The organism is Escherichia sp. S10b, assembly GCF_028421345.1.
Classification (GTDB): domain Bacteria; phylum Pseudomonadota; class Gammaproteobacteria; order Enterobacterales; family Enterobacteriaceae; genus ECMA0423.
Genome location: NZ_JAHZSO010000045.1, coordinates 1 through 23940, shown reverse-complemented (window position 1 = coordinate 23940; position 23940 = coordinate 1). Strand labels below are relative to the sequence as shown.

The 23940-nt window shown below is 51.8% G+C and carries 26 protein-coding genes; 11 read left to right on the top strand and 15 right to left on the bottom strand.

Annotated features, from left to right (window positions below):
• Positions 1-75: 75 nt before the first annotated feature.
• Positions 76-1449, bottom strand: coding sequence for an envelope stress sensor histidine kinase CpxA (gene cpxA / locus FTE26_RS04080; RefSeq protein WP_000580417.1), 1374 nt, complete (start codon positions 1447-1449; stop codon positions 76-78).
• The gene (gene cpxR / locus FTE26_RS04075) at positions 1446-2144 is read right to left on the bottom strand and encodes an envelope stress response regulator transcription factor CpxR (protein WP_001033722.1); all 699 of its coding nucleotides are present in this window, start codon (positions 2142-2144) and stop codon (positions 1446-1448) included. Before cpxR ends, cpxA begins: the two co-directional genes overlap by 4 nt.
• 149 nt (positions 2145-2293) lie before the next feature.
• Here cpxR and cpxP point away from each other — a divergent pair, with 149 nt between their 5' ends.
• From cpxP to cdh, 5 genes are all read left to right on the top strand, one after another.
• Entirely contained in the window at positions 2294-2794 is a 501-nt protein-coding gene (gene cpxP, locus FTE26_RS04070) for a cell-envelope stress modulator CpxP (RefSeq protein WP_001223800.1), read from the top strand.
• A 148-nt stretch (positions 2795-2942) separates the two neighbouring features.
• The gene (gene fieF, locus FTE26_RS04065) at positions 2943-3845 is read left to right on the top strand and encodes a CDF family cation-efflux transporter FieF (RefSeq protein ID WP_001076742.1); all 903 of its coding nucleotides are present in this window, start codon (positions 2943-2945) and stop codon (positions 3843-3845) included.
• Between the two features lie 180 nt (positions 3846-4025).
• A complete protein-coding gene (gene pfkA / locus FTE26_RS04060; RefSeq protein WP_000591795.1) occupies positions 4026-4988 on the top strand; it encodes a 6-phosphofructokinase in 963 nt (320 codons plus the stop codon).
• Positions 4989-5306: 318 nt separating this feature from the next.
• Positions 5307-6296, top strand: coding sequence for a sulfate/thiosulfate ABC transporter substrate-binding protein Sbp (sbp, locus tag FTE26_RS04055; protein WP_001045671.1), 990 nt, complete (start codon positions 5307-5309; stop codon positions 6294-6296).
• Positions 6297-6402: 106 nt separating this feature from the next.
• Entirely contained in the window at positions 6403-7158 is a 756-nt protein-coding gene (cdh, locus tag FTE26_RS04050) for a CDP-diacylglycerol diphosphatase (protein WP_000708994.1), read from the top strand.
• A gap of 54 nt (positions 7159-7212) precedes the next feature.
• Here the strand turns inward: cdh and tpiA are convergent, their stop codons facing one another.
• Positions 7213-7980, bottom strand: a complete 768-nt coding sequence (tpiA, locus tag FTE26_RS04045; protein WP_001216325.1) for a triose-phosphate isomerase — start codon at positions 7978-7980, stop codon at positions 7213-7215.
• Positions 7981-8087: 107 nt separating this feature from the next.
• Positions 8088-8687, bottom strand: a complete 600-nt coding sequence (locus tag FTE26_RS04040; RefSeq protein ID WP_000802226.1) for a YiiQ family protein — start codon at positions 8685-8687, stop codon at positions 8088-8090.
• 100 nt (positions 8688-8787) lie between these two features.
• On the opposite strand from FTE26_RS04040, the gene FTE26_RS04035 reads away from it, so the two are divergent.
• The 3 genes from FTE26_RS04035 (at position 8788) to uspD (ending at position 10194) form a co-directional block, all read left to right on the top strand.
• A complete protein-coding gene (locus FTE26_RS04035; protein WP_000155254.1) occupies positions 8788-9228 on the top strand; it encodes a DUF805 domain-containing protein in 441 nt (146 codons plus the stop codon).
• 211 nt (positions 9229-9439) lie between these two features.
• The gene (locus tag FTE26_RS04030) at positions 9440-9739 is read left to right on the top strand and encodes a DUF406 domain-containing protein (protein WP_000655986.1); all 300 of its coding nucleotides are present in this window, start codon (positions 9440-9442) and stop codon (positions 9737-9739) included.
• Positions 9740-9765: 26 nt separating this feature from the next.
• A complete protein-coding gene (gene uspD, locus FTE26_RS04025) occupies positions 9766-10194 on the top strand; it encodes a universal stress protein UspD (protein WP_000323556.1) in 429 nt (142 codons plus the stop codon).
• A gap of 4 nt (positions 10195-10198) precedes the next feature.
• On the opposite strand, the gene fpr is transcribed toward uspD, so the two are convergent.
• The 4 genes from fpr to glpF form a co-directional block, all read right to left on the bottom strand.
• A complete protein-coding gene (fpr, locus tag FTE26_RS04020) occupies positions 10199-10945 on the bottom strand; it encodes a ferredoxin--NADP(+) reductase (RefSeq protein WP_000796320.1) in 747 nt (248 codons plus the stop codon).
• 96 nt (positions 10946-11041) lie between these two features.
• Positions 11042-12052 (bottom strand): class II fructose-bisphosphatase, encoded by a 1011-nt coding sequence (gene glpX / locus FTE26_RS04015; protein ID WP_001250653.1) that lies wholly within the window; start codon positions 12050-12052, stop codon positions 11042-11044.
• Between the two features lie 134 nt (positions 12053-12186).
• Positions 12187-13695 carry a glycerol kinase GlpK gene (gene glpK / locus FTE26_RS04010; protein ID WP_000136788.1) on the bottom strand — a complete coding sequence of 503 codons (1509 nt, stop codon included), beginning with the start codon at positions 13693-13695 and terminating at the stop codon, positions 12187-12189.
• Positions 13696-13717: 22 nt separating this feature from the next.
• Positions 13718-14563 (bottom strand): glycerol uptake facilitator protein GlpF, encoded by an 846-nt coding sequence (glpF, locus tag FTE26_RS04005; protein WP_000084268.1) that lies wholly within the window; start codon positions 14561-14563, stop codon positions 13718-13720.
• A gap of 424 nt (positions 14564-14987) precedes the next feature.
• Between glpF and zapB the strand changes: the two genes are divergently transcribed.
• On the top strand, positions 14988-15233 hold the full coding sequence (gene zapB / locus FTE26_RS04000; protein ID WP_001296623.1) for a septal ring assembly protein ZapB: 246 nt from the start codon (positions 14988-14990) through the stop codon (positions 15231-15233).
• Positions 15234-15317: 84 nt separating this feature from the next.
• Here zapB and rraA read toward each other — a convergent pair whose 3' ends face one another.
• The 7 genes from rraA to priA all read right to left on the bottom strand — a co-directional run bounded on the left by rraA (position 15318) and on the right by priA (position 23283).
• Positions 15318-15803, bottom strand: coding sequence for a ribonuclease E activity regulator RraA (rraA, locus tag FTE26_RS03995; protein ID WP_000872908.1), 486 nt, complete (start codon positions 15801-15803; stop codon positions 15318-15320).
• Between the two features lie 92 nt (positions 15804-15895).
• Positions 15896-16822: a 1,4-dihydroxy-2-naphthoate polyprenyltransferase gene (gene menA / locus FTE26_RS03990; RefSeq protein ID WP_000139496.1), complete on the bottom strand. Its 927-nt coding sequence runs from the start codon at positions 16820-16822 to the stop codon at positions 15896-15898.
• 66 nt (positions 16823-16888) lie between these two features.
• Complete coding sequence (gene hslU / locus FTE26_RS03985) at positions 16889-18220, bottom strand: HslU--HslV peptidase ATPase subunit (protein WP_001293343.1); 1332 nt, start codon at positions 18218-18220, stop codon at positions 16889-16891.
• Between the two features lie 9 nt (positions 18221-18229).
• Positions 18230-18760 carry an ATP-dependent protease subunit HslV gene (hslV, locus tag FTE26_RS03980; protein WP_000208242.1) on the bottom strand — a complete coding sequence of 177 codons (531 nt, stop codon included), beginning with the start codon at positions 18758-18760 and terminating at the stop codon, positions 18230-18232.
• 92 nt (positions 18761-18852) lie between these two features.
• Complete coding sequence (gene ftsN, locus FTE26_RS03975; protein WP_000068834.1) at positions 18853-19812, bottom strand: cell division protein FtsN; 960 nt, start codon at positions 19810-19812, stop codon at positions 18853-18855.
• 91 nt (positions 19813-19903) lie between these two features.
• The gene (gene cytR, locus FTE26_RS03970) at positions 19904-20929 is read right to left on the bottom strand and encodes a DNA-binding transcriptional regulator CytR (protein ID WP_000644897.1); all 1026 of its coding nucleotides are present in this window, start codon (positions 20927-20929) and stop codon (positions 19904-19906) included.
• Between the two features lie 155 nt (positions 20930-21084).
• A complete protein-coding gene (gene priA / locus FTE26_RS03965) occupies positions 21085-23283 on the bottom strand; it encodes a primosomal protein N' (RefSeq protein WP_001297074.1) in 2199 nt (732 codons plus the stop codon).
• 202 nt (positions 23284-23485) lie between these two features.
• Between priA and rpmE the strand changes: the two genes are divergently transcribed.
• Positions 23486-23698, top strand: coding sequence for a 50S ribosomal protein L31 (rpmE, locus tag FTE26_RS03960; protein WP_000710769.1), 213 nt, complete (start codon positions 23486-23488; stop codon positions 23696-23698).
• 159 nt (positions 23699-23857) lie between these two features.
• A partial coding sequence (locus tag FTE26_RS20150; protein ID WP_001442979.1) for a hypothetical protein occupies positions 23858-23940 on the top strand: 83 nt, incomplete at its 3' end.

Sequence of the window (23940 nt, the reverse complement as noted above, 5' to 3'; positions counted from 1 at the left end):
TCAGCGTCGCATCAGGCATCCTGCTCAAATGCCGGATGCGGCGTAAACGCCTTATCCTGCCTACAAATGCGGAGTTTAACTCCGCTTATACAGCGGCAACCAAATCACCAGCCGTAAACCGCCCAGCGGGCTGTCTTCTGCCTTCACCCAGCCACGATGCTGCTGAATGGCGGTTTCAACAATCGCCAGCCCCAATCCTGTACCGCCAGATTCACGATCGCGTGCTTCATCGGTCCGATAGAACGGACGGAAAATCTGTTCGCGATCTTCCGGGCTAACGCCAGGACCATCGTCGTCCACCGTAATGGTGATACCGTCTTTATCTACCGCAAAGCCCACTTCAATCTTCGTATGGGAATAACGCAGAGCATTACGAACAATGTTTTCCAGCGCACTTTCCAGTGCGTTCGGATTGCCGTACAGCGGCCACGGCCCAGGCGGGAAGTTAACCGTCAACGACTTGCCCATCTGCTCGGCTTCGAACGCCGCGTTATCCAGCACTTCACTCCACAACTGGTTGGCTTTGATGGTTTCGCTAACCAGCGCGTTTTTTTGCTGATTACGGGACATCACCAACAGATCGTTGATCATGCTGTCCAGACGTTGCGCTTCGGTTTCAATACGCTCCAGTTCCTTGCTTTCACCACTACGACGGCGCAGTAACGCCGTACCCAGTTGCAGACGCGTCAGCGGGGTGCGCAGCTCGTGAGAGATATCAGAAAGCAGACGCTGCTGAGAGGTCATCATGCGCTCCAGCGCGGTGACCATCTGGTTAAAACTGGCACCTGCGGCAAGGAATTCCTGTGGCCCCGCTTCCAGTTCCGGGTGCTGGCGTAAGTTTCCCTGGGCAACTTCATCGGCAGCGTTTTTCAGCTTACGCGCCGGTTTTGCCAGACTCCAGGCCAACCACAACAGCAGCGGCGTACTGACCAACATGGTGACAATCAGCAGTAATAGCGGGCGGTCAAACAGTAAGTTAATGAAATCGGATTGAGAACTGCTGGCCGGACGAATCAGATAAAGTTGGTAATTATCTTCGCCATCACGCACGGAGAACGGACCGACCAGTTCCACGCGGCCATACTTTTTCTTCTGCGGATGATCGGCGTTATCGGCCTGACCAATAAAGTTACGAATGATCTGCATTTCGCTGCGTTCAGCGCCGATCACGCGGCCTTCGGTGGTCACCAATAACAAACGCTGTCCTGGCGGTGCCCACTTATCAATCGCCCGGAACAGACGCCGCCACCACATTAAATCGTTGGGCGGATCGTTCGCCAGCTCCGCTTCGACATGCTGCTCAATCATCAGCCCCTGACGCTGTTCGCTATCCAGAAGCTCGGTCATCTGGCGTGAATCGAGCTTGGGTAACATCAAAACCAACATCAACACCAGCGCCAGCGTCAGCCAGAAGATGGCGAAGATGCGCGCGGTTAAGCTGCCTATCATGAAGCAGAAACCATCAGATAGCCGCGACCACGCAAGGTTTTAAACCACGGGTGACCATCTTTACGATCCGGCAGTTTACGACGCAGGTTGGAAATGTGCATATCAATAGCGCGGTCGAAAGGCGTCAGGCGTTTGCCCAACACTTCCTGGCTTAAATGTTCACGGGAAACCACCTGACCCAGATGCTGTGCCAGCAAATAGAGCAGGGTAAACTCAGTACCGGTTAACTCCAGCGTTTGCCCGTCGAAGCTGGCTTCCTGACGGCCTGGATTCAGCACTAAGGCATCAACTTCCAGTGTCGGTGAACCGTTGTCGTTGTTTTGCTGTTGCTCGCTCCAGTGCGAACGGCGCAGGATCGCGCGAATACGTGCCACCAGCTCACGATCATTAAACGGTTTCGGGAGATAGTCATCTGCGCCCAGCTCAAGGCCGAGAACGCGATCAAGTTCACTGCCGCGCGCCGTCAACATAATGACAGGCGTCTGGTGTGTCTGGCGAAGTGCTTTTAATGTGTCGATACCATTTTTCTTCGGCATCATTACGTCAAGCAAAAGTAAATCAATGCTGTCGTCCAGAAGATCAAGCGCCTGTTCCCCATCGTGGGCAACAATCACGTTGAAGCCTTCCATCTCGAGCAGCTCCTTTAATAGGGAAGTCAGCTCTCGGTCATCATCAACTAACAGGATTTTATTCATTGTTTAAATACCTCCGAGGCAGAAATTACGTCATCAGACGTCGCTAATCCATGACTTTACGTTGTTTTACACCCCCTGACGCATGTTTGCAGCCTGAATCGTAAACTCTCTATCGTTGAATCGCGACAGAAAGATTTTGGGAGCAAATGATGCGCATAGTTACCGCTGCCGTCATGGCCTCAACGCTGGCAGTCAGTTCATTAAGCCACGCTGCTGAAGTCGGTTCAGGCGATAACTGGCATCCGGGTGAAGAACTTACGCAGCGCAGTACGCAGAGCCATATGTTCGACGGCATAAGTTTAACCGAACATCAGCGTCAGCAGATGCGAGATCTTATGCAACAGGCCCGGCACGAACAGCCTCCTGTTAATGTTAGCGAACTGGAGACAATGCATCGCCTTGTCACCGCAGAAAATTTTGATGAAAACGCTGTGCGCGCACAGGCAGAAAAAATGGCGAATGAGCAAATTGCTCGTCAGGTTGAGATGGCAAAAGTCCGCAACCAAATGTATCGCCTGTTAACGCCGGAGCAGCAAGCGGTTTTAAACGAGAAACATCAACAACGAATGGAGCAGTTGCGTGACGTGACGCAATGGCAAAAAAGTTCATCGTTGAAGCTATTGAGTAGTAGCAACTCACGTTCCCAGTAGTAAACCCTGTTTTCCTTGCCATAGACACCATCCCTGTCTTCCCCCACATGATGTGGGGGTTTTTTTTATCCTCAATTTGCCTGCTGCTTAATGCATTGCAGATGATTTGCTTCCGTTATACTAGCGTCAGTTGATAGCGGGAGTATTTATGAATCAATCTTATGGACGGCTGGTCAGTCGGGCGGCGATTGCTGCGACGGCGATGGCTTCGTTGCTATTGCTGATTAAAATTTTTGCATGGTGGTATACCGGGTCGGTGAGTATTCTCGCCGCGCTGGTGGATTCGCTGGTGGATATCGGCGCGTCGTTGACGAATTTACTGGTGGTGCGATATTCCCTGCAACCTGCCGACGATAATCACTCGTTTGGTCACGGTAAAGCAGAGTCCCTCGCGGCGCTGGCGCAAAGTATGTTTATCTCCGGTTCGGCACTATTCCTGTTTTTGACGGGTATTCAACATCTGATATCTCCAACACCGATGACAGATCCAGGCGTCGGGGTTATCGTGACAATTGTGGCGCTAATTTGTACGATTATCCTTGTCTCGTTTCAGCGTTGGGTGGTGCGCCGGACGCAAAGCCAGGCGGTGCGGGCTGATATGCTACATTACCAGTCTGATGTTATGATGAACGGCGCAATTCTGCTGGCGCTGGGGTTGTCCTGGTACGGCTGGCATCGCGCCGATGCTCTGTTTGCATTGGGAATCGGCATCTATATTTTATATAGCGCGTTACGCATGGGATATGAGGCGGTACAGTCATTACTGGATCGCGCATTGCCTGATGAGGAACGGCAAGAAATTATTGATATCGTGACTTCCTGGCCGGGTGTTAGCGGCGCTCACGATCTTCGCACGCGGCAGTCAGGGCCGACCCGCTTTATTCAGATTCATTTGGAAATGGAAGACTCTCTGCCTTTGGTTCAGGCACATATGGTGGCGGATCAGGTAGAGCAGGCTATTTTACGGCGTTTTCCGGGATCGGATGTAATTATCCATCAGGACCCCTGTTCCGTCGTACCCAGGGAGGGTAAACGGTCTATGCTTTCATAATCAGTATAAAAGAGAGCCAGACCCGCATTTTGTGTATAAAATACCGCCATTTGGCCTGACCTGAATCAATTCAGCAGGAAGTGATTGTTATACTATTTGCACATTCGTTGGATCACTTCGATGTGCAAGAAGACTTCCGGCAACAGATTTTATTTTGCATTCCAAAGTTCAGAGGTAGTCATGATTAAGAAAATCGGTGTGTTGACAAGCGGCGGTGATGCGCCAGGCATGAACGCCGCAATTCGCGGGGTTGTTCGTTCTGCGCTGACAGAAGGTCTGGAAGTAATGGGCATTTATGACGGCTATCTGGGTCTGTATGAAGACCGTATGGTACAGCTAGACCGTTACAGCGTTTCTGACATGATCAACCGTGGCGGTACGTTCCTCGGTTCTGCGCGCTTCCCGGAATTCCGCGACGAGAACATCCGCGCCGTGGCTATCGAAAACCTGAAAAAACGTGGGATCGACGCGCTGGTGGTTATCGGCGGTGACGGTTCCTACATGGGTGCAATGCGTCTGACCGAAATGGGCTTCCCGTGCATCGGTCTGCCGGGCACTATCGACAACGACATCAAAGGCACTGACTACACTATCGGTTTCTTCACTGCGCTGAGCACCGTTGTAGAAGCGATCGACCGTCTGCGTGACACCTCTTCTTCTCACCAGCGTATTTCCGTGGTGGAAGTGATGGGCCGTTATTGTGGCGATCTGACGTTGGCTGCGGCCATTGCCGGTGGCTGTGAATTCGTTGTGGTTCCGGAAGTTGAATTCAGCCGTGAAGACCTGGTAAACGAAATCAAAGCGGGTATCGCGAAAGGTAAAAAACACGCGATCGTGGCGATTACCGAACATATGTGTGATGTTGACGAACTGGCGCATTTCATCGAGAAAGAAACCGGTCGTGAAACCCGCGCAACTGTGCTGGGCCACATCCAGCGCGGTGGTTCTCCGGTGCCTTACGACCGTATTCTGGCTTCCCGTATGGGCGCTTACGCTATCGATCTGCTGCTGGCAGGTTACGGCGGTCGTTGTGTAGGTATCCAGAACGAACAGCTGGTTCACCACGACATCATCGACGCTATCGAAAACATGAAGCGTCCGTTCAAAGGTGACTGGCTGGACTGCGCGAAAAAACTGTATTAATGATTTCGGAAAAAGGCAGATTCCTTTACCCTGAAACCGATGACAGAAGCAAAAATGCCTGATGCGCTTCGCTTATCAGGCCTACATGAATTCTGCAATTTATTGAATTTGCAAACTTTTGTAGGCCGGATAAGGCGTTCGCGCCGCATCCGGCATGGACAAAGCGCACTTTGTCAGCAATATGAGGCGGATTTCTTCCGCCTTTTTAACCCCCAACATATACCCGCAAGTTATAGCCAATCTTTTTTTATTCTTTAATGTTTGGTTAACCTTCTGGCACGCTTTGCTCATCACAACACAACATAAGAGAGTCGGGCGATGAACAAGTGGGGCGTAGGGTTAACATTTTTGCTGGCGGCAACCAACGTTATGGCAAAGGATATTCAGCTTCTTAACGTTTCATATGATCCAACGCGCGAATTGTACGAACAGTACAACAAGGCATTCAGCGCCCACTGGAAACAGCAAACTGGTGATAACGTGGTGATTCGTCAGTCACACGGTGGTTCAGGTAAACAAGCGACGTCGGTAATCAACGGTATTGAAGCTGATGTTGTCACGCTGGCTCTGGCCTATGACGTGGACGCGATTGCGGAACGCGGGCGGATTGATAAAGAGTGGATCAAACGTCTGCCGGATAACTCCGCACCGTACACTTCCACCATTGTTTTCCTGGTGCGTAAGGGCAATCCGAAGCAGATCCATGACTGGAACGATCTGATTAAACCGGGTGTTTCGGTGATCACGCCTAATCCGAAAAGCTCTGGTGGCGCACGCTGGAACTACCTGGCTGCCTGGGGCTACGCGCTGCATCACAACAACAACGATCAGGCAAAAGCACAGGATTTTGTTCGGGCACTGTATAAAAACGTCGAAGTTCTGGATTCTGGCGCGCGCGGCTCCACTAACACCTTTGTCGAGCGCGGGATTGGCGATGTACTGATCGCCTGGGAAAACGAAGCTCTGCTGGCAGCGAATGAACTGGGGAAAGATAAATTCGAAATCGTCACGCCGAGTGAGTCTATCCTCGCAGAGCCAACCGTGTCGGTGGTCGATAAAGTGGTCGAGAAAAAAGGCACCAAAGAGGTGGCGGAAGCCTACCTGAAATATCTCTACTCGCCAGAAGGTCAGGAAATTGCCGCGAAAAACTACTACCGTCCGCGCGACGCTGAAGTAGCGAAAAAGTACGAAAATGCGTTTCCAAAGCTGAAGTTATTCACCATTGATGAAGAGTTCGGCGGCTGGACGAAAGCGCAAAAAGAGCATTTTGCTAACGGCGGTACGTTCGATCAGATCAGCAAACGCTGATTTCCCCAGGATAATTATCAAACCCGGTGGTTTCTCGCGACCGGGTTTTTTATTTGTCACGATTTTGCGTTACCCTTGCATCTCTTTGAGGTACAGGGAAAAAAAGATGAAAAAAGCGGGTCTTCTTTTTTTGGTGATGATAGTTATCGCCGTTGTGGCTGCCGGTATTGGTTACTGGAAATTAACCGGTGAAGAGTCGGATACATTACGTAAGATTGTCCTTGAGGAATGTTTGCCCAATCAGCAGCAAAATCAAAATCCTTCGCCATGTGCGGAAGTCAAACCCAATGCCGGATACGTGGTTTTAAAAGATCTTAATGGTCCACTGCAATATCTGTTGATGCCAACGTATCGTATTAACGGTACTGAAAGTCCTTTGTTGACCGATCCTTCAACGCCGAACTTCTTTTGGTTGGCCTGGCAGGCGCGTGATTTTATGAGCAAAAAATACGGCCAGCCGGTTCCCGATCGCGCGGTTTCTTTGGCGATCAACTCCCGCACCGGGCGTACGCAAAACCATTTTCATATTCATATCTCTTGTATTCGTCCTGATGTGCGCGAACAACTGGATAAAAATCTGGCGAACATCAGCAGCCGCTGGTTGCCACTGCCAGGTGGTTTGCGCGGGCATGAATACCTGGCGCGTCGGGTAACGGAAAGCGAACTGGTACAACGCAGCCCATTTATGATGCTGGCAGAAGAAGTACCTGAGGCGCGGGAACATATGGGAAGCTACGGGCTGGCGATGGTACGGCAGAGTGATAACTCATTTGTATTGCTGGCGACACAACGAAATCTACTGACGCTTAACCGTGCTTCAGCCGAGGAAATTCAGGATCATGAGTGTGAGATTTTGCGTTAAGGCGAGGAGTTAAGGAAAGTAAGTGCCGGATATGAAATCCGGCACCTGTCAGACTTAAGCCTGTTTAGCCGCTTCTGCAGCTTTAACGATCACTGCGAAAGCGTCAGCTTTCAGAGAAGCACCGCCAACCAGCGCGCCGTCGATATCTGGCTGAGCAAACAGTTCTGCAGCGTTAGACGCGTTTACAGAGCCGCCGTACTGAATGATCACTTGTTCAGCGATGTTAGCGTCAACTTTAGCGATGTGGTCACGGATGAATTTGTGAACAGCCTGTGCCTGAGCCGGAGTTGCAGATTTGCCAGTACCGATTGCCCATACAGGTTCGTAAGCGATAACCGCACCTTCGAATGCCGCAGCACCCTGAGTTTTCAGTACCGCGTCGATCTGACGTGCGCAAACTTCTTCAGTTTTGCCCGCTTCGTTTTCAGCTTCGGTTTCACCGATGCACAGAACCGGAGTCAGGCCCTGCTCTTTCAGCACCGCGAATTTTTTCGCAATCAGTTCGTCAGACTCTTTGTGGTAAGTACGACGTTCAGAGTGGCCGATGATGATGTACTGAGCGCCGATGTCTTTCAGCATAGCGGCAGAAGTTTCACCGGTGAATGCGCCGGACAGGTTCAGGTCCACGTTTTGCGCACCCAGCATGATGTGGCTGCCTTCAGCTTCGCGCTTCGCCATATCGATGTACATTTCCGGTGGTGCGATTGCAACCGCACAGCCAGCAACACCTGCCAGCTCTTTACGCAGGTTAGAAACCAGCTCGTGAACCATGTGGCGGCTGCCGTTCAGTTTCCAGTTACCCATCACTAAAGGATGTCGCATTTTAATTCTCCACGCTTATAAGCGAATAAAGGAAGATGGCCGCCCCGCAGGGCAGCAGGTCTGTGAAACAGTATAGAGATTCATCGGCACAAAGGCTTTGCTTTTTGTCATTTATTCAAACCTTCAAGCGATTCAGATAGCGCCAGCTTAATCGGTTCAACAGCGAAGGTCAGCCCCTTTTCGCCGTTGTCCGCGACAACATAACGCAGTGCACCTTCTGTCTCGGTGTAATAACGTTTGTTTTTCCCCGCCGTTAGCAGCGACTGCAGTTTTTTCTGGCTTTGTGTTTTGGTCATTAATGGGGTGAGTGTGCGGATCACTGCTGCCATGTATTCCTGAGCTTTCGCTTTCGCTGCTTTTTGCTCTGGCCCCTGGATGGGTAGCCAGGTCATTTGAATGCTTTTGATTTTTAAGGTACCGCGCTCCAGCGCTGTAGAAGCATACAAGTTCTCGTTAATTTTACTTGCAGCACGAGTGAGATTGGCTTTGTCGGGACTGCTGTCGATGGCACGAAATTCGTTCAGTGGCAGGCTGGGATTCTGGCTGTTAAAGTCTTCTCGAAACTGGCTGATGGAGAGATCGAAAGTAGGGGCTCCAGCCAGCAGATAAGGCGCGGTCGTTGCCGTATCTGGTGTTTGTGCATGCGCCGTTGTTGTAACGGTTAATGCAGAACATAAGAGAAAAAACAGCGTACACCCTGGCTTCATTGACAGTACCTTTTGTTATGACTGGCTCCGATTAAAACGATATCTGTCGCCCTTGTCAAAAGGGTAGAATCCTGGAAAAGACAACCATCAAGGAACTTACATGACCATACAGCAATGGTTATTCTCATTTAAAGGGCGTATTGGACGCCGTGATTTCTGGATTTGGATAGGCCTGTGGTTCGCAGGCATGCTGGTGCTTTTCTCACTGGCGGGTAAAAATTTACTCGATATTCAGACCGCGGCGTTTTGCCTTGTGTGCTTGCTTTGGCCAACAGCGGCAGTAACCGTTAAGCGCTTGCATGATCGCGGGCGTTCCGGCGCATGGGCATTTCTGATGATTGTGGCGTGGATGCTGCTGGCGGGTAACTGGGCGATTTTACCGGGTGTCTGGCAATGGGCGGTGGGGCGTTTTGTCCCGACGTTGATTCTGGTGATGATGCTTATCGATCTTGGAGCGTTCATTGGCACACAAGGCGAAAATAAATATGGTAAAGATACCCAGGATGTGAAGTATAAAGCCGACAATAAATCAAGTAATTAACCTTTAATATATCTCTTACTGCTATTTTTTTCCGGGATTGTTATTTCCACGATGCAAATGACAATGCCCGGAAAATCCTTCTGAACTCTTCACCTTAAGCAATATCAAAAAAAATGGTAATCCATAAGATCATTACTTGTTTGTTCTTCCCTTAACGGCGCATTATTCTTAAGTCGTAATCGACAGAGAGGCGAATATACAGAGGTGCCCTATGAAAGATGTCGTAGATAAATGCAGTACTAAAGGATGTGCGATTGATATCGGTACGGTGATTGATAACGACAACTGTACCAGTAAGTTTTCGCGCTTTTTTGCCACCCGCGAAGAAGCAGAGTCCTTTATGACCAAACTGAAAGAGCTTGCCGCCGCTGCATCCTCTGCAGATGAAGGGGCCAGCGTGGCCTATAAGATTAAGGATCTGGAGGGGCAAGTTGAGCTTGATGCGGCCTTCACTTTCTCATGCCAGGCCGAGATGATTATTTTTGAGTTATCACTGCGTTCGTTAGCTTGATGGAGTTGCTTTAGAAGGAGTTAAACATGGCTTATAAACACATTGGCGTGGCAATTTCCGGGAATGAAGAAGATGCCTTACTGGTGAATAAAGCCCTGGAGCTCGCCAGACATAATGACGCTCACCTGACGTTAATTCATATTGATGATGGCTTGAGCGAGTTGTATCCGGGTATCTACTTCCCTGCAACAGAAGATATTCTTCAATTGTTGAAGAATAAGTCGGATAACAAGCTGTATAAACTGACGAAAAATATTCAATGGCCGAAGACAAAACTGCGTATTGAACGCGGAGAAATGCCGGAAACACTGCTGGAAATTATGCAAAAAGAGCAGTGCGACCTCCTTGTCTGTGGTCATCACCACTCATTTATCAACCGTTTGATGCCGGCATATCGCGGGATGATCAATAAGATGAGTGCGGATTTGCTCATCGTACCGTTTATCGATAAGTAACCGCTTACCAGTAATGCTCCGCTGTCATATGGCCCGGTCGGCGACGTAAATGTTTCGTCATCTGCCGGGTCTCTTTCAGCAACTGTTGTGTATCGCGCACCATCTGTGGATTGCCGCACAGCATCACATGGCTGGTTTCTTTATTCATCGGCAGGCCAATCGCGCTTTCCAGTTCCCCGCTTTCAATTAACGCCGGTATCCGCCCGGTGAGCGACCCCGCTGCCGTTTCCCGACTGACCACCGTCTGAATGCGCAGTTTGCCTTCGTAGCGTTTTTCCAGTTCTTGCATCAGTGGCAAATAGCTTAAGTCGGCGGCATAACGTGCGGCGTGAACCAGGACCAGATTTTTGAAGCGATCTAAATCTTTGCCTAGTTGCAGAATCGATAAATAAGGGCCAATCGCTGTACCGGTTGCCAGCATCCATAGCGTTTCGCAATCTGGTACTTCATCGAGCACAAAGAATCCTGCCGCTTCGCTAACCACCTGCACTTCATCGCCTGGTTTCAGTGCCGCCAGTCGTGGGCTTAATTTGCCATCGGGGACGGTGACCAGGTAAAACTCCAGATCGGGATTATCGGGCGAGTTTACATAGGAGTAGGCGCGCTGGACGCGTTCGCCGTCGATTTCAAGGCCAAGCTTGGTAAATTGCCCGGCGGTAAACGGAAGCACGGGGGCGTGAACGGTGAGACTAAACAGGGCGTCGGTCCAGTTCTGCACTTTAGTGACTTTGCCTGTTACCCAATCAGCCATGTTTTTCTCCTGTTTTGATTGACTTGCCTTATCTTCGTTCTCCGAACAAAAAAATTCCAGTCCCGAAGGACTGGAAGGCTCAATCGATCAAATCAATCAGAGGATGTGCACCTGCATTTCCGGGTCTTTGCGATCCAGATAGTGGATGGACTGAATGCGGCGAATGGTGCGTGACTTGCCGCGGATCAGCAGCGTTTCGGTAGTCGCGATATTGCCTTTGCGGCTAATGCCTTCCAGCAGATCGCCTTTGGTAATACCGGTGGCAGAGAAGATGACGTTATCGCTGCGCGCCATATCGCCCAGGCGCAATACTTTACCGGCTTCGATGCCCATCGCTTTGCAGCGTGCCAGCTCCTGCTCGCCAATGCGACGATTCTCTTCGTTGTCGCCTTTGACGTCATGACGCGCCAGCAGACGACCGTTCATGTCGCCATCTAATGCGCGGATCACCGCCGCAGAAACTACGCCTTCCGGCGCGCCACCAATACCGTACAGCACGTCAACTTCGCTGTCTGGCATACAGGTGAGAATTGAGGCCGCAACGTCGCCGTCCGGAATAGCAAATACGCGTACGCCGAGTTGCTGCATTTCAGCGATAACGGCATCGTGGCGTGGTTTAGCCAGAATCGTTACCGTCAGTTCGCTCAACGGTTTGCCGAGCGCCGCCGCTACATTGCGCAGGTTATCCGCCAGCGGCAGGTTCAGATCAACGGTGCCTTTGGCTCCCGGCCCGACAATCAGCTTCTCCATATACATATCCGGCGCATTGAGGAAGCAGCCTTTATCGCCTACTGCCAGCACCGCCAGCGCGTTAGCCTGGCCCATCGCCGTCATGCGCGTGCCTTCAATCGGATCAACAGCAATATCTACCGCGTCGCCGCGACCAGTACCGACTTTTTCACCAATGTAGAGCATCGGTGCTTCGTCGATTTCACCTTCACCAATGACGATGGTGCCGTCAATGTTGACCTGGTTGAGCATAATACGCATGGCGTTTACCGCCGCGCCGTCCGCGGTGTTTTTATCGCCGCGTCCTAACCATTTGTAGCCAGCCAGCGCCGCTGATTCGGTGACGCGGGAAAATTCGATGGCAAGTTCTCGTCTCATAGCAAACTCTAAGCAGTAAGGAATGGCGCGAAGTGTAGCACAGGGGATGGGAGGGATTATTGATGTGTGCGGGGTTGCCCCCGCACGTTTCGGGACTACCGGATGCGGCATAAACGCTTCATTCGGCATTTACATTATTCGTCGTGTTCTTCCCACGCCATCGCGCGTTTAACCGCTTTTTTCCAGCCTGCGTAACGGTAATTACGCTCAGTGGTTTCGATGCCTGGACGGAACTCGCGCTCAATCACCGCTTTCTCTTGCAGCTCGTCGAGGTTCTGCCAGAAACCGACCGCCAGACCAGCAAGATAGGCCGCACCCAATGCAGTCACTTCGCGAACTTCCGGGCGCTCAACGCGGGTGCCGAGAATATCGGACTGGAACTGCATCAGGAAATTGTTTGCTACTGCGCCACCATCCACGCGCAGGGCGTGCAGACGGATACCAGAGTCGGCCTGCATCGCTTCCAGCACGTCACGCGTCTGATAAGCAATAGACTCCAGCGTCGCGCGTATAATGTGGTTAGCGTTCACCCCACGAGTCAGACCGAAAATCGCCCCGCGCGCATACGGGTCCCAGTACGGCGCACCCAGCCCGGTAAATGCCGGAACCACATACACACCATTGGTGTTTTGCACTTTGGTGGCGAAATATTCGGAATCGTAGGCGTCGTTAATCAACTTCATCTCATCGCGCAGCCACTGAATGGATGCGCCTGCCATAAACACCGCACCTTCCAACGCATAGTTCACTTCGCCAGTCGGGCCGCAGGCGATGGTGGTCAGCAGGCCGTTTTCTGATTTCACCGCTTTCTCGCCAGTGTTCATCAGCATAAAGCAGCCAGTGCCATAGGTGTTCTTCGCCATCCCTTCTTTCACGCACAACTGACCAAACAGCGCGGCCTGCTGGTCACCGGCGATCCCGGAGATTGGAATACGCGTGCCGCCTTTGCCGCCAATGTTAGTCTGACCGTATACTTCGGAAGAACGACGCACTTCTGGCAGCATCTCGCGCGGAATATCCAGCACTTCCAGCATTTTGTCGTCCCAGTCCAGGGTATGGATGTTGAACAACATGGTACGAGAGGCGTTGGTGTAATCGGTCACATGGACACGGCCCTGAGTCATTTTCCAGATAAGCCACGTATCAACCGTACCAAACAGCAATTCACCACGACGTGCACGCTCGCGAGAGCCTTCCACATGGTCGAGGATCCACTTCACTTTGGTGCCAGAAAAGTACGGGTCAATCACCAGACCGGTATTGCTGCGGATATAATCTTCTAAACCGTCACGTTTTAAATGCTCGCAGATTTCTGCGGTACGACGGCACTGCCAGACAATGGCGTTATAGATAGGCTTGCCGGTTTCTTTTTCCCAGACAATAGTGGTTTCACGCTGGTTCGTAATACCGATAGCTGCAATTTGATCGGAACTGATATCGGCTTTCGCCAGCACTTCTACCAGCGTGGAGCTTTGGGTGGCCCAGATTTCCATTGGGTCGTGTTCTACCCAACCTGGTTTTGGGTAGATTTGCTCAAATTCGCGCTGCGACACGCTAATGATATTGGCATCGTGATCCATTACGACCGCGCGGGAGCTGGTGGTGCCCTGGTCGAGCGCAACGATATATTTTTTTTCAGTCATGTTTAATTGTCCCGTAGTCATATTACAGCGAAGCTTTTTGTTCTGAAGGAGTTGTGGTTTCCTTTTCTTCCACAACACAGATATCGCAAGGCAAATGGCGACCAATCAGTTTGCGGTAGGCAAATGCACCTACAATCGCGCCAACGATAGGGCCGAAAAGCGGCACCAGGAAGTAAGGAATGTCTCTGCCGCCGGTAAAGGCGACATTGCCCCAGCCCGCCAGCCAGGCAAAGACTTTCGGACCGAAGTCACGCGCTGGGTTCATGGCAAAACCTGTCAATGGGCCCATAGATGCGCCAATGACCGCAATCAGTAGACCAATCAGCAAGGGAGCCAAAGGGCCGCGTGGTACACCGTTGCCATCGTCCGTTAACGCCAGGATCAGCCCCATCAGAATAGCGGTAATCACCATCTCAACTGCGAAAGCCTGCACAAAATTGATATGAGGATTAGGGTAAGTAGAGAAAGTGCCAGCCAGATCAACACTTTCAACGCTGCCGCGAACAATGTGATGAGTCTGCTCGAAGTCGAAAAATAAATTGTAGTAAAGCCCGTAAACTAAAGCCGCAGCACAGAAAGCGCCGGCAACTTGTGAAACGATAAAAGGAATAACTTTGCGCTTGTCGAAACAGGCAAACAGCCACAATGCAATGGTAACAGCGGGATTAAGATGCGCGCCGGAAACCCCTGCGGTCAGGTAGATGGCCATTGCCACCCCCAGTCCCCAAATGACACTGATTTCCCACTGACCAAAAGACGCACCAGCGACTTTTAGTGCTGCAACGCAACCCACACCGAAGAAAATCAACAACCCGGTACCGAGGAATTCAGCAATGCACTGGCCTTTCAAGGTTGATGTTTGACTCATAATCGGATCCTGAAGAGTTAATGTTTGTTGTATGCGTGAAAGTCACGGACCTCCACGATGCTTGTAGGCATGCTGTAAACTTATCGTTAACGAGCAAAAACGAGAAATATCGAACTTAAAATGTGTGTGCTTCGTCATAAAATGAGCGTTATCGCGCCATTTATTCCATCTGATTGTACATGATGCATGTTTGTTAGATCATTCGCGCAACAAATTTATTAACATTTTCGATTGATGTGGATTATGTCACCAGGAGAAGGATGAAAAGTGTGGCAAACCGTAATCTGCAAGGCGTGCCGCTGGACAGCGATGGCGCGGCTTCATACAATCGGAGCTAACTAAAGTGCGCTCGTATTTATTAAGGCGTCACCGGTAATCGGGACGAGGATTTTTATCCATCAACGCCTTGCAATTCAGGAGAGGTATGACAATGTCATTAGAAGTGTTTGAGAAACTGGAAGCAAAAGTACAGCAGGCGATTGATACCATCACTCTGTTGCAGATGGAAATCGAAGAGCTGAAAGAAAAAAACAACTCACTGTCGCAGGAAGTTCAAAATGCCCAGCATCAGCGCGAAGAGCTGGAGCGTGAGAACAACCATCTGAAAGAACAGCAGAACGGCTGGCAGGAACGTCTGCAGGCCCTGCTGGGTCGCATGGAAGAGGTCTGATTACGCTTCATCTTCCGCGTAATTTCTTTACTGTGTAGGCCAACAGGTAACGCAGAAAAAAGGCACCTTGCGGTGCCTTTTCTATCATTCAATATCCAGCGGATCTTCAGAAAGAATAATCCCGGTATTGTCGGCATAAAGATGGTCGCCGGAGAAGAAGGTGACACCGCCAAAATTGACGCGGACATCGCTTTCGCCAATGCCTTCGCCAGCGGCACCAACCGGAATTGCCGCCATCGCCTGGATGCCGATATCCAACTCTTCCAGGTCATCTACCTGACGCACCGCGCCGTAAATGACCAGACCTTCCCATTCATTTTGTACTGCCAGACGCGCCAGTTCAGCATCGACCAGTGCGCGACGAACAGAACCACCGCCATCGACGACAAGAACACGACCACGGCCATTCTGTTCGAGCAGATCGTACAGCAACCCGTTGTCCTCGAAACATTTTACCGTGATTATTTGTCCGCCAAACGACGCCCGTCCGCCAAAGTTGGAGAACAGCGGTTCCACGACGTTAACATCTTCTTGATAGATGTCACAAAGCTCGGAAGTATCGTATTTCATAGGCTTAACATTCAGTTGCTGCGAGAATTTTCAGTATATCGCGCTATGTAGGCTGTTGGCAAAATCATCAATTGTTAATTGATATTTGTCAGTTATGCTGCCCACTGGCTTAGGAATATCCCTAAAACAAACAGCAGGTTAGTCAGTAACGCTCCCTTGACAGTACGTTCCAGCATTGGTCGCATCGCCACCGGGTCCATTTCCCGCATCACATAACGGGCTTGCTTCACCAGTAATGGTGCCGCCAGCAGGAACAGCCAGCCCCACAGGCTATGCAGCGAAAAGAGATTAAACAGCGCCAGACACACCAGCGAGCCCATCAGCAGGCAGGCATGATAACGACGCGCGTTCACTTCACCTAAGCGCACCACCAGCGTGTTTTTGCCATTTTCGCGGTCGCTATTGATATCACGCAGGTTATTAATATTCAGTACTGCCGTTGCCAGCAGGCCGCATGCGGTCGCCGGAAGGATCAGTGCCGGAATCAATGTATGAGCCTGTAAATACCAGCTCCCCATGACACTCAACCAGCCAAAGAAAACCAGTACGGAAATATCACCCAGACCGATATAACCATAAGGACGATTGCCCACGGTGTAGGTGATAGCGGCAATGATCGACAACCCGCCAAGAATCAGGAAACCGACAAAATCGGCCAGCGTATGGCATGCCACTGCAACCAGTGCCAGCCCGGAGAGACAGATGAGCACGACGGTAATAATGAGCGCCCGTTTCATCTCTTGCTGGGTAATGACCCCTTTTTGCATGCCGCGTAGCGGCCCAATGCGGTCAGGTTTATCGCTGCCTTTTACCGCATCGCCGTAATCATTGGCGAGGTTAGAAAGGATCTGTAATAGCCCGGCGGTAATCAGTGCCAGCAGGGCGACCAGCGGATCGAAGTGACCTTGCCACCATGCCAGCGCTGTCCCGACGATAATTGCAGCAAAGGCGAGGGGGAGGGTTTTAGGTCGTAAACTTTCCAGCCACGCCTGAGTTCGGCTAATTTGTTGTTCAGTCATAATACGCGCCAATAAAAATGGGGCCTTTCAGCCCCATCAAACAATGATGAAAATGATTGAACGCGATTATAGGATAAAACGGCTCAGATCTTCATCTGCCACCAACGCATCCAGATGTTTGCTCACATAATCTGCGTCAATGATGATAGTTTGACCGCTTAAATCGCTGGCGTCGTAGGAAATCTCTTCCATTAAACGCTCCAGAACAGTGTGTAAACGACGAGCACCGATGTTTTCGGTAGATTCGTTCACCTGCCATGCCGCTTCCGCGATGCGCTTAATACCGGAGTCGGTAAACTCGATATTTACGCCTTCAGTCGCCATCAGTGCTTTGTACTGCACGGTGATAGAGGCATTCGGCTCGGTCAGAATACGCTCGAAGTCGCTGGTGGTCAGCGCCTGCAGTTCAACGCGGATTGGCAGACGACCTTGCAGTTCCGGGATCAGGTCAGACGGTTTCGCAATCTGGAACGCGCCAGAAGCGATAAACAGAATGTGGTCAGTTTTGACCATCCCGTGTTTGGTGGAAACGGTGCAACCTTCTACCAGCGGCAGCAGGTCACGCTGAACGCCTTCACGAGAAACATCCGGACCGGAAGACTCGCCGCGCTTACAGATTTTGTCGATTTCGTCGATAAACACGATCCCGTGCTGCTCAACAGCGTCGATAGCGTCTTGCTTCAGCTCTTCCGGGTTCACCAGTTTCGCCGCTTCTTCTTCAATCAGCAGCTTCATGGCGTCTTTGATTTTCAGCTTACGCGCTTTTTGCTTCTGGCCGCCCAGGTTCTGGAACATGGACTGCAGCTGGCTGGTCATCTCTTCCATGCCTGGAGGAGCCATAATTTCAACGCCCATCGGTGCTGCGGCAAGATCGATCTCGATTTCTTTGTCATCAAGCTGGCCTTCACGCAGTTTTTTGCGGAATGCCTGACGAGCAGCGGACGGTTCCTGCTGCTGTTCGGTCTGTCCCCAGTTGTTTTTAGCAGGTGGGATCAGCACGTCGAGAATACGTTCTTCTGCCAGTTCTTCAGCGCGATAACGGTTTTTCTCGATAGCCTGGACGCGTACCATTTTCACGGCGGCATCGGTCAGATCGCGAATAATAGAATCCACTTCCTTACCGACGTAGCCCACTTCGGTGAATTTGGTCGCTTCAACTTTGATGAACGGCGCATTCGCCAGCTTAGCCAGACGACGGGCGATTTCAGTTTTACCGACACCGGTCGGGCCGATCATCAGGATATTTTTCGGGGTCACTTCATGGCGCAGCTCTTCGTTGAGCTGCATGCGACGCCAGCGGTTACGCAGAGCAATCGCCACAGAACGCTTGGCGTTGTCCTGGCCGATGATGTGCTTATCCAGTTCGCTGACGATTTCGCGTGGGGTCATTTCAGACATGGGAGATCCTTACGCTTTGTAGCTTAATTCTTCGATGGTGTGGAAATGGTTGGTATAGATGCAAATGTCGCCTGCAATATCCAACGCCTTTTCAGCAATTTCACGAGCACTCAGTTCAGTATTTTCTAACAGTGCACGCGCCGCAGCCTGGGCGTAAGGGCCGCCGGAGCCGATAGCAATAAGATCGTTTTCTGGCTGCACCACGTCACCGTTACCGGTGATGATAAGCGATGCAGTTTCATCCGCGACTGCCAGCAGTGCTTCAAGTTTGCGCAGCATGCGATCGGTACGCCAGTCTTTCGCCAGCTCAACGGCGGCTTTGACCAGATGGCCCTGATGCATTTCCAGTTTACGTTCAAACAGTTCGAACAGCGTAAAAGCATCCGCAGTACCGCCCGCAAAGCCCGCGATGACTTTGTCGTTGTACAGACGGCGGACCTTTTTCACGTTGCCTTTCATTACGGTATTGCCCAACGTGGCCTGACCATCACCAGCGATGACCACATGGCCGTTACGGCGTACGCTTACTATAGTTGTCACGAGCTGACCCCTTGGTTACGAATACAGAGTACAAACCCCGTACAAAAGTACGGGGCATAATGCAATTATAGATGGGGGGGATTTTGAGGGTTTCAACCCCCGGCGGCGAGCCGAATGCAGTTTGTATGACCCGCCATCTTCAACCGATTGAGGGTGCTGTCTGCGTTCTCTTTGCCTTTCACCGGGCCAATGACCACACGATTCCAGCCATTGTTGGTGGTGATTTTCGAGTCAAATCCTTCGAACGCCAGCTGAGCACGTACCGTCTCTGCCTGTTCCGCGCCTCTGAACGAACCGCACTGCACCATCCAGCGGCGTTCGTCTTTTTTCTCCGCCGTCGGTTTTGGCGCGTCAGCGGCACGAGCAACCGGCGCAGCTTGCTGCGGCTTCGACTGCGCGGTCGTGTGCGCAGGGGTTTGCAGCAGATCCTGGTACGGCTGCTGAGTAGAAGCCGGTTTAGACTGGCGCGGTTGCGCCTGTACCGGCGCGGCTTGCGACGTACGCGTCTGCTGCTGCCAGCTTTGTTCAGTCGTACGCGACTGCTGAGCCAGGCGTTGCTGCTCCGCTAATTGCTGCGCCTGACGCTGGCGTTGTAGCGTTTGCTGACGCTGTTCCGGCGTCTGTTCATTCCACGGAACTTCAACCAGCTGCGTTGGCTGCTGGCGCATATCAGCCTGCATTTGTTCAAGAAGCTGACGTTGTTCTGGTGTCAGTTGCTCCGGCGTTTTCACTTCACCACCGGCAGAAGGTTCTGTGGGCGCACGCACACCCGGCTGGCGACTTTCCAGCTCTTTAATGTAGCGCCAGCGTTCTTCTGGTTTTGGTGGTAGTCCGTTACCGGTCACTTTCTGGCTTTGCAGCGTCTCGGACTCTTCTTTCTTGTGATGCGTAATGAAGTACAGACCACCGATAAAGGTCACAAGAACGGCGGCAGCAATAGCGACCATAGCGGGAGAAACCGCAGGCAGATTTCGTTGCTTTTTCCGTGAGGTGCTCTTTTTTCGCCGCGAAGGTGCCGGTTGGCTGCGGCGTACATAATCTCGTTGTGCCACTATCGTTTCGCTGTATTTATTCGTTCGTCAGCCCGCCATGTTACTTAAGCGGCGGGCCTTTGACCAGTCACGGCAGTCTTAAAGGTTTACTTTAAGGTAACGCGCGTGTTGATCCCCGGATGATAAGTTCGCAGTCCATTAAACGAGAGCCACTGCCAACGTGTTGCCCCTGCATTTGATCAAGCAATAACAGCATAGCTTCCCGACCGATTTCGTAACGCGGCTGCGCGATGGTTGTCAGCGGCGGATCACAAAATTGCGTCAGGTCGATGTTATCAAAACCGATTATGGAAAGGTCTTCCGGGACTTTCAGCCCCTGGCGTTTTGCCTGAGAAAGTGCGCCGAGCGCCATCACATCGCTATGGCAGAAGACAGCAGTAGGCGGTTGTGGAAGATCAAGCAGCTGCTGCATCGCTTTGCTTCCGGCTTCGAAGGTGAAGTCGCCACGGGCGATGTATTGCGGATCAACCATAATGCCGCAGCGATGCAGCGCCTGAACATAGCCTTGCAGGCGGTAGTGACACAGTGGCATCTCTTCGGGACCGGCTATACAGCCAATCCGTTTATGCCCTTGCTCATATAAATAATTTACTGCATCAAATGCGGCGGTCAGATTGTCGATATGAACGGTAGGCAGCTCCAGTTCCGGTGCAAATTCGTTCGCCATCACCATCGGCGGCAGATTACGCTGTTCCTCAATGCTGGCATCAAACGGCAGCCTTGAGCCCAGCAGCAACATGCCATCAATTTGCTTGGTGATGATCAAATCGATAAAGGTTTTTTCCTGCTGATTTTGATGCGCACAGTCGCCAATCAGCACCAGATATCCGTGATTTGCCGCCGTAACTTCGATACCGCGAATAATTTCGCTAAAGAAGGGATCGCAGATATCCGGGACAATCACCAGAATGGTGCGGGATTCATTACGCTTGACGTTGCGCCCCATAGGTTGCGGTAAATAACCCACTTCCCGGGCCGCTTTTTCAACCCGATTACGGGTGGCCTGGGAGACTTTATCGGGATTCATTAATGCTCGGGAGACAGTCGCTGTAGAGACTTTTGCCTTGAGGGCAACGTCTTTCATGGTCGCGGCAGTTTCCTGCTTCTTCGCTTTCACACTCACTCCTCGCCTGGCACGTCAGGCGTACTACATCCATGTTTACTTCACATCGGCAACATTTTTAGCAGATAGCGCGTGAAAACGGTTACAGAATTTTCATGAAAAGTGTGATGAATATTGAATTTTTCGATCCGCCTCGCATCGTAAGCGGTTTAACCCTCAATCGGATCAACATCCAGTACCCATTTCACCTTGCGGGAATCCGGTATTGTATTGATGAGCGCCAGCGTACCACTAATGATGTGTTGCAAGCGCACGCGGGAAGGGTGCTGCAACAATATCTGCCAGCGCCAGCGACCGCCACGTTTAGGTGCCAGTGCCGGAACCGGACCGAGAACCCACAGTTTGTCGTCTGCCAGCGGGCTGGAGAGGATCAGATTACGCAGTTGTTGCAGGAACAGCGGCGCATGCTGATTGTTATGATCTTCCGCACGCACAATCACATGGCTGGTCCACGGCGGCAGCTGCATCATGCGTCGCTCAGCCAGCGCCTGTTCGGCAAAAGCGTCGTAGCCTTTATAGAGCAACGTTTGCAATAGCGGGTGTTCCGGATGATGCGTTTGCAGCACCACTTCGCCCTGTTTACCCGCACGCCCGGCACGGCCTGCTACCTGGGTGTATAGCTGGGCAAAACGCTCTGCCGAGCGAAAATCGGCAGAAAACAGCGCGCCGTCCACATCCAGTAACGCTACCAGCGTCACATCCGGAAAGTGGTGACCTTTCGCCAGCATTTGCGTGCCAATCAAGATCCTCGCGCCGCCGCGATGCACTTCCGCCAGTTGTTGTTCCAGCGCTCCTTTGCGGCTGGTGGTATCGCGGTCGATACGAGAAATGGGCACACCAGGGAACAGCGGCGCGAGCGTTTGCTCAAGCTGTTCGGTGCCCAGACCCACCGGCACCAGATGGGTAGAGCCGCAGGACGGACACTGGCGCGGTACTGGACGCTGACTGTCACAGTGGTGACAGCGCAAATGCTGTTGCGCCTGATGCAGCGTGTAGTAGTGATCGCAACGTGGGCATTCGGCTATCCAGCCGCAGTCGTGGCACAGCAGCGCAGGCGCAAAACCCCGACGATTAAGAAAGAGGATAACCTGATTATTGGCCTGTAAATGCTGGCGCATACGGGTGATTAACGCCGGAGCCAGACCTGCCTGCACCTTCTGACCTTTTAAATCCAGCACGTGTTGAATTGCCGGACGCGCATTCCCCGCCCGGCGCGTCAGGCGCAGCAGGCGGTATTTTTTCTGCTGGACGTTGCACAACGTTTCCAGCGCGGGCGTTGCGGAGCCAAGAATAATCGGGATTTGCTCGCTATGCGCACGATACACCGCCAGGTCGCGGGCATGATAGCGCCAGCCTTCCTGCTGCTTGTAGGAGCTGTCGTGCTCTTCATCAATGACAATCACGCCGAGATTTTTAAACGGCGTAAACAGCGCGGAGCGGGTGCCGATCACAATCGCCGCCTCGCCATTTTTCGCTTTCAACCACGCCGAAAGCCGCTCGCTATCGTTCAGGCCGGAATGCAGAACTTCCACGGGGGCATTAAAACGTTCACGAAAACGGGCGATAGTTTGCGGTGTCAGGCCGATTTCCGGCACCATCACCAGCGCCTGTTTGCCCTGAGCGAGCACGTTTTCCAGTACACTGAGATAAACCTCCGTTTTACCGGAACCGGTAACGCCCGCCAGCAGCCAGGCAGAAAAAGTATCTGCCGCGCTATGAATTGCGCCAACGGCGGTGGCTTGTTCGGTATTCAATCGCAACCGCTCACCAGAAACGGCATAGTTCGTTCGCCAGTCGCTAAACTCTGGTGTTTCACTTGCTAAATCACACAGACCTTTTTTGCGTAGCGCCTGCAACGCGGCATCATTAAATTCGAGCGTGGCGACCTGGTCGCGCCAGATTTTGCCTTGCCGTAACGCCGCCAGCGCCTGTTGTTGCTTGGGGGAGCGTTTCAGGCTGTTCAGATCCACCGCCTGGCCTTGTTCAGTGGCAAACCAGTACCACATCGGCGCGTTCGTCGCAGGCCGCCCCTGGCGCAGTAAAATCGGCAAGGCATGAAACAGCACATCGCCAATCGGATGATGATAGTAATCTGCCGCCCAGAGCAGTAACCGCCAGACGGAGTGAGTAAATACCGGCTCAACGTCCAGCACTTCCACTACCGCTTTCAGCTCGTTAAGCGGCAGCTCACTGACATCGCTAACTGACACCACAACCCCGATGCGCTCCTGCTGTTTGCCAAACGGCACGCGCACGCGACACCCGGCTTTAACCGTCATGCCTTCTGGCAGCAGATAGTCAAAGGTACGAGGAAGCGGAACGGGCAAGGCAACGTGGGCAACGGGCATAGCATCATCCTGACTTGAAATTCGGTGGGTTAGTATACACATTGCCGTAGAAGAGTGCGGATCAGTTTGCATACGCTGGTTAATTTCTGTATGATTTCGCGCCTTCGTACGAAATGATCGTATTGAAGCTATACTTTTAACATCGCGTGGTGTCTGGCGTTAGGGCTGGAAGAGCGACGCGGCCTTAAACCGAGGTTTTCCCATGAAAAAAGATATTCACCCGAAATACGAAGAAATTACTGCTAGCTGCTCTTGCGGTAACGTAATGAAAATCCGCTCCACCGTTGGTCATGACCTGAACCTCGACGTGTGCAGCAAGTGCCACCCGTTCTTCACTGGCAAACAGCGTGATGTTGCTACCGGTGGCCGTGTTGACCGCTTCAACAAGCGTTTCAACATCCCGGGCAGCAAATAAGACCGGATTTCCGAAAAAAGCGCCGCACGGCGCTTTTTTTGTGCCTGTAATTTGCCTTTTATAAATTCTGAAAAATTCCGGGGTGTTAACTCATTATCATTTCCTGTTGTTGACTGGCGCTAGGCTTCTGGTTCTTATTTATTTCAAAAGGATTTTACGATGAGCGGAAAACCGGCAGCGCGTCAGGGCGACATGACGCAGTATGGCGGTAGCATTGTTCAGGGTTCAGCCGGGGTGCGCAT

What these genes read in the sequence shown, in the direction of transcription:
- glpX (WP_001250653.1), bottom strand. Translation starts at nt 12,052, where the DNA reads ATGAGACGAGAACTTGCCATCGAATTTTCCCGCGTCACCGAATCAGCG.
- cpxP (WP_001223800.1), top strand. Translation starts at nt 2,294, where the DNA reads ATGCGCATAGTTACCGCTGCCGTCATGGCCTCAACGCTGGCAGTCAGT.
- rpmE (WP_000710769.1), top strand. Translation starts at nt 23,486, where the DNA reads ATGAAAAAAGATATTCACCCGAAATACGAAGAAATTACTGCTAGCTGC.
- sbp (WP_001045671.1), top strand. Translation starts at nt 5,307, where the DNA reads ATGAACAAGTGGGGCGTAGGGTTAACATTTTTGCTGGCGGCAACCAAC.
- FTE26_RS04030 (WP_000655986.1), top strand. Translation starts at nt 9,440, where the DNA reads ATGAAAGATGTCGTAGATAAATGCAGTACTAAAGGATGTGCGATTGAT.
- priA (WP_001297074.1), bottom strand. Translation starts at nt 23,283, where the DNA reads ATGCCCGTTGCCCACGTTGCCTTGCCCGTTCCGCTTCCTCGTACCTTT.
- cpxA (WP_000580417.1), bottom strand. Translation starts at nt 1,449, where the DNA reads ATGATAGGCAGCTTAACCGCGCGCATCTTCGCCATCTTCTGGCTGACG.
- pfkA (WP_000591795.1), top strand. Translation starts at nt 4,026, where the DNA reads ATGATTAAGAAAATCGGTGTGTTGACAAGCGGCGGTGATGCGCCAGGC.
- menA (WP_000139496.1), bottom strand. Translation starts at nt 16,822, where the DNA reads ATGACTGAACAACAAATTAGCCGAACTCAGGCGTGGCTGGAAAGTTTA.
- rraA (WP_000872908.1), bottom strand. Translation starts at nt 15,803, where the DNA reads ATGAAATACGATACTTCCGAGCTTTGTGACATCTATCAAGAAGATGTT.
- FTE26_RS04035 (WP_000155254.1), top strand. Translation starts at nt 8,788, where the DNA reads ATGACCATACAGCAATGGTTATTCTCATTTAAAGGGCGTATTGGACGC.
- glpK (WP_000136788.1), bottom strand. Translation starts at nt 13,695, where the DNA reads ATGACTGAAAAAAAATATATCGTTGCGCTCGACCAGGGCACCACCAGC.
- fieF (WP_001076742.1), top strand. Translation starts at nt 2,943, where the DNA reads ATGAATCAATCTTATGGACGGCTGGTCAGTCGGGCGGCGATTGCTGCG.
- tpiA (WP_001216325.1), bottom strand. Translation starts at nt 7,980, where the DNA reads ATGCGACATCCTTTAGTGATGGGTAACTGGAAACTGAACGGCAGCCGC.
- cpxR (WP_001033722.1), bottom strand. Translation starts at nt 2,144, where the DNA reads ATGAATAAAATCCTGTTAGTTGATGATGACCGAGAGCTGACTTCCCTA.
- hslU (WP_001293343.1), bottom strand. Translation starts at nt 18,220, where the DNA reads ATGTCTGAAATGACCCCACGCGAAATCGTCAGCGAACTGGATAAGCAC.
- fpr (WP_000796320.1), bottom strand. Translation starts at nt 10,945, where the DNA reads ATGGCTGATTGGGTAACAGGCAAAGTCACTAAAGTGCAGAACTGGACC.
- glpF (WP_000084268.1), bottom strand. Translation starts at nt 14,563, where the DNA reads ATGAGTCAAACATCAACCTTGAAAGGCCAGTGCATTGCTGAATTCCTC.
- uspD (WP_000323556.1), top strand. Translation starts at nt 9,766, where the DNA reads ATGGCTTATAAACACATTGGCGTGGCAATTTCCGGGAATGAAGAAGAT.
- FTE26_RS04040 (WP_000802226.1), bottom strand. Translation starts at nt 8,687, where the DNA reads ATGAAGCCAGGGTGTACGCTGTTTTTTCTCTTATGTTCTGCATTAACC.
- cdh (WP_000708994.1), top strand. Translation starts at nt 6,403, where the DNA reads ATGAAAAAAGCGGGTCTTCTTTTTTTGGTGATGATAGTTATCGCCGTT.
- zapB (WP_001296623.1), top strand. Translation starts at nt 14,988, where the DNA reads ATGACAATGTCATTAGAAGTGTTTGAGAAACTGGAAGCAAAAGTACAG.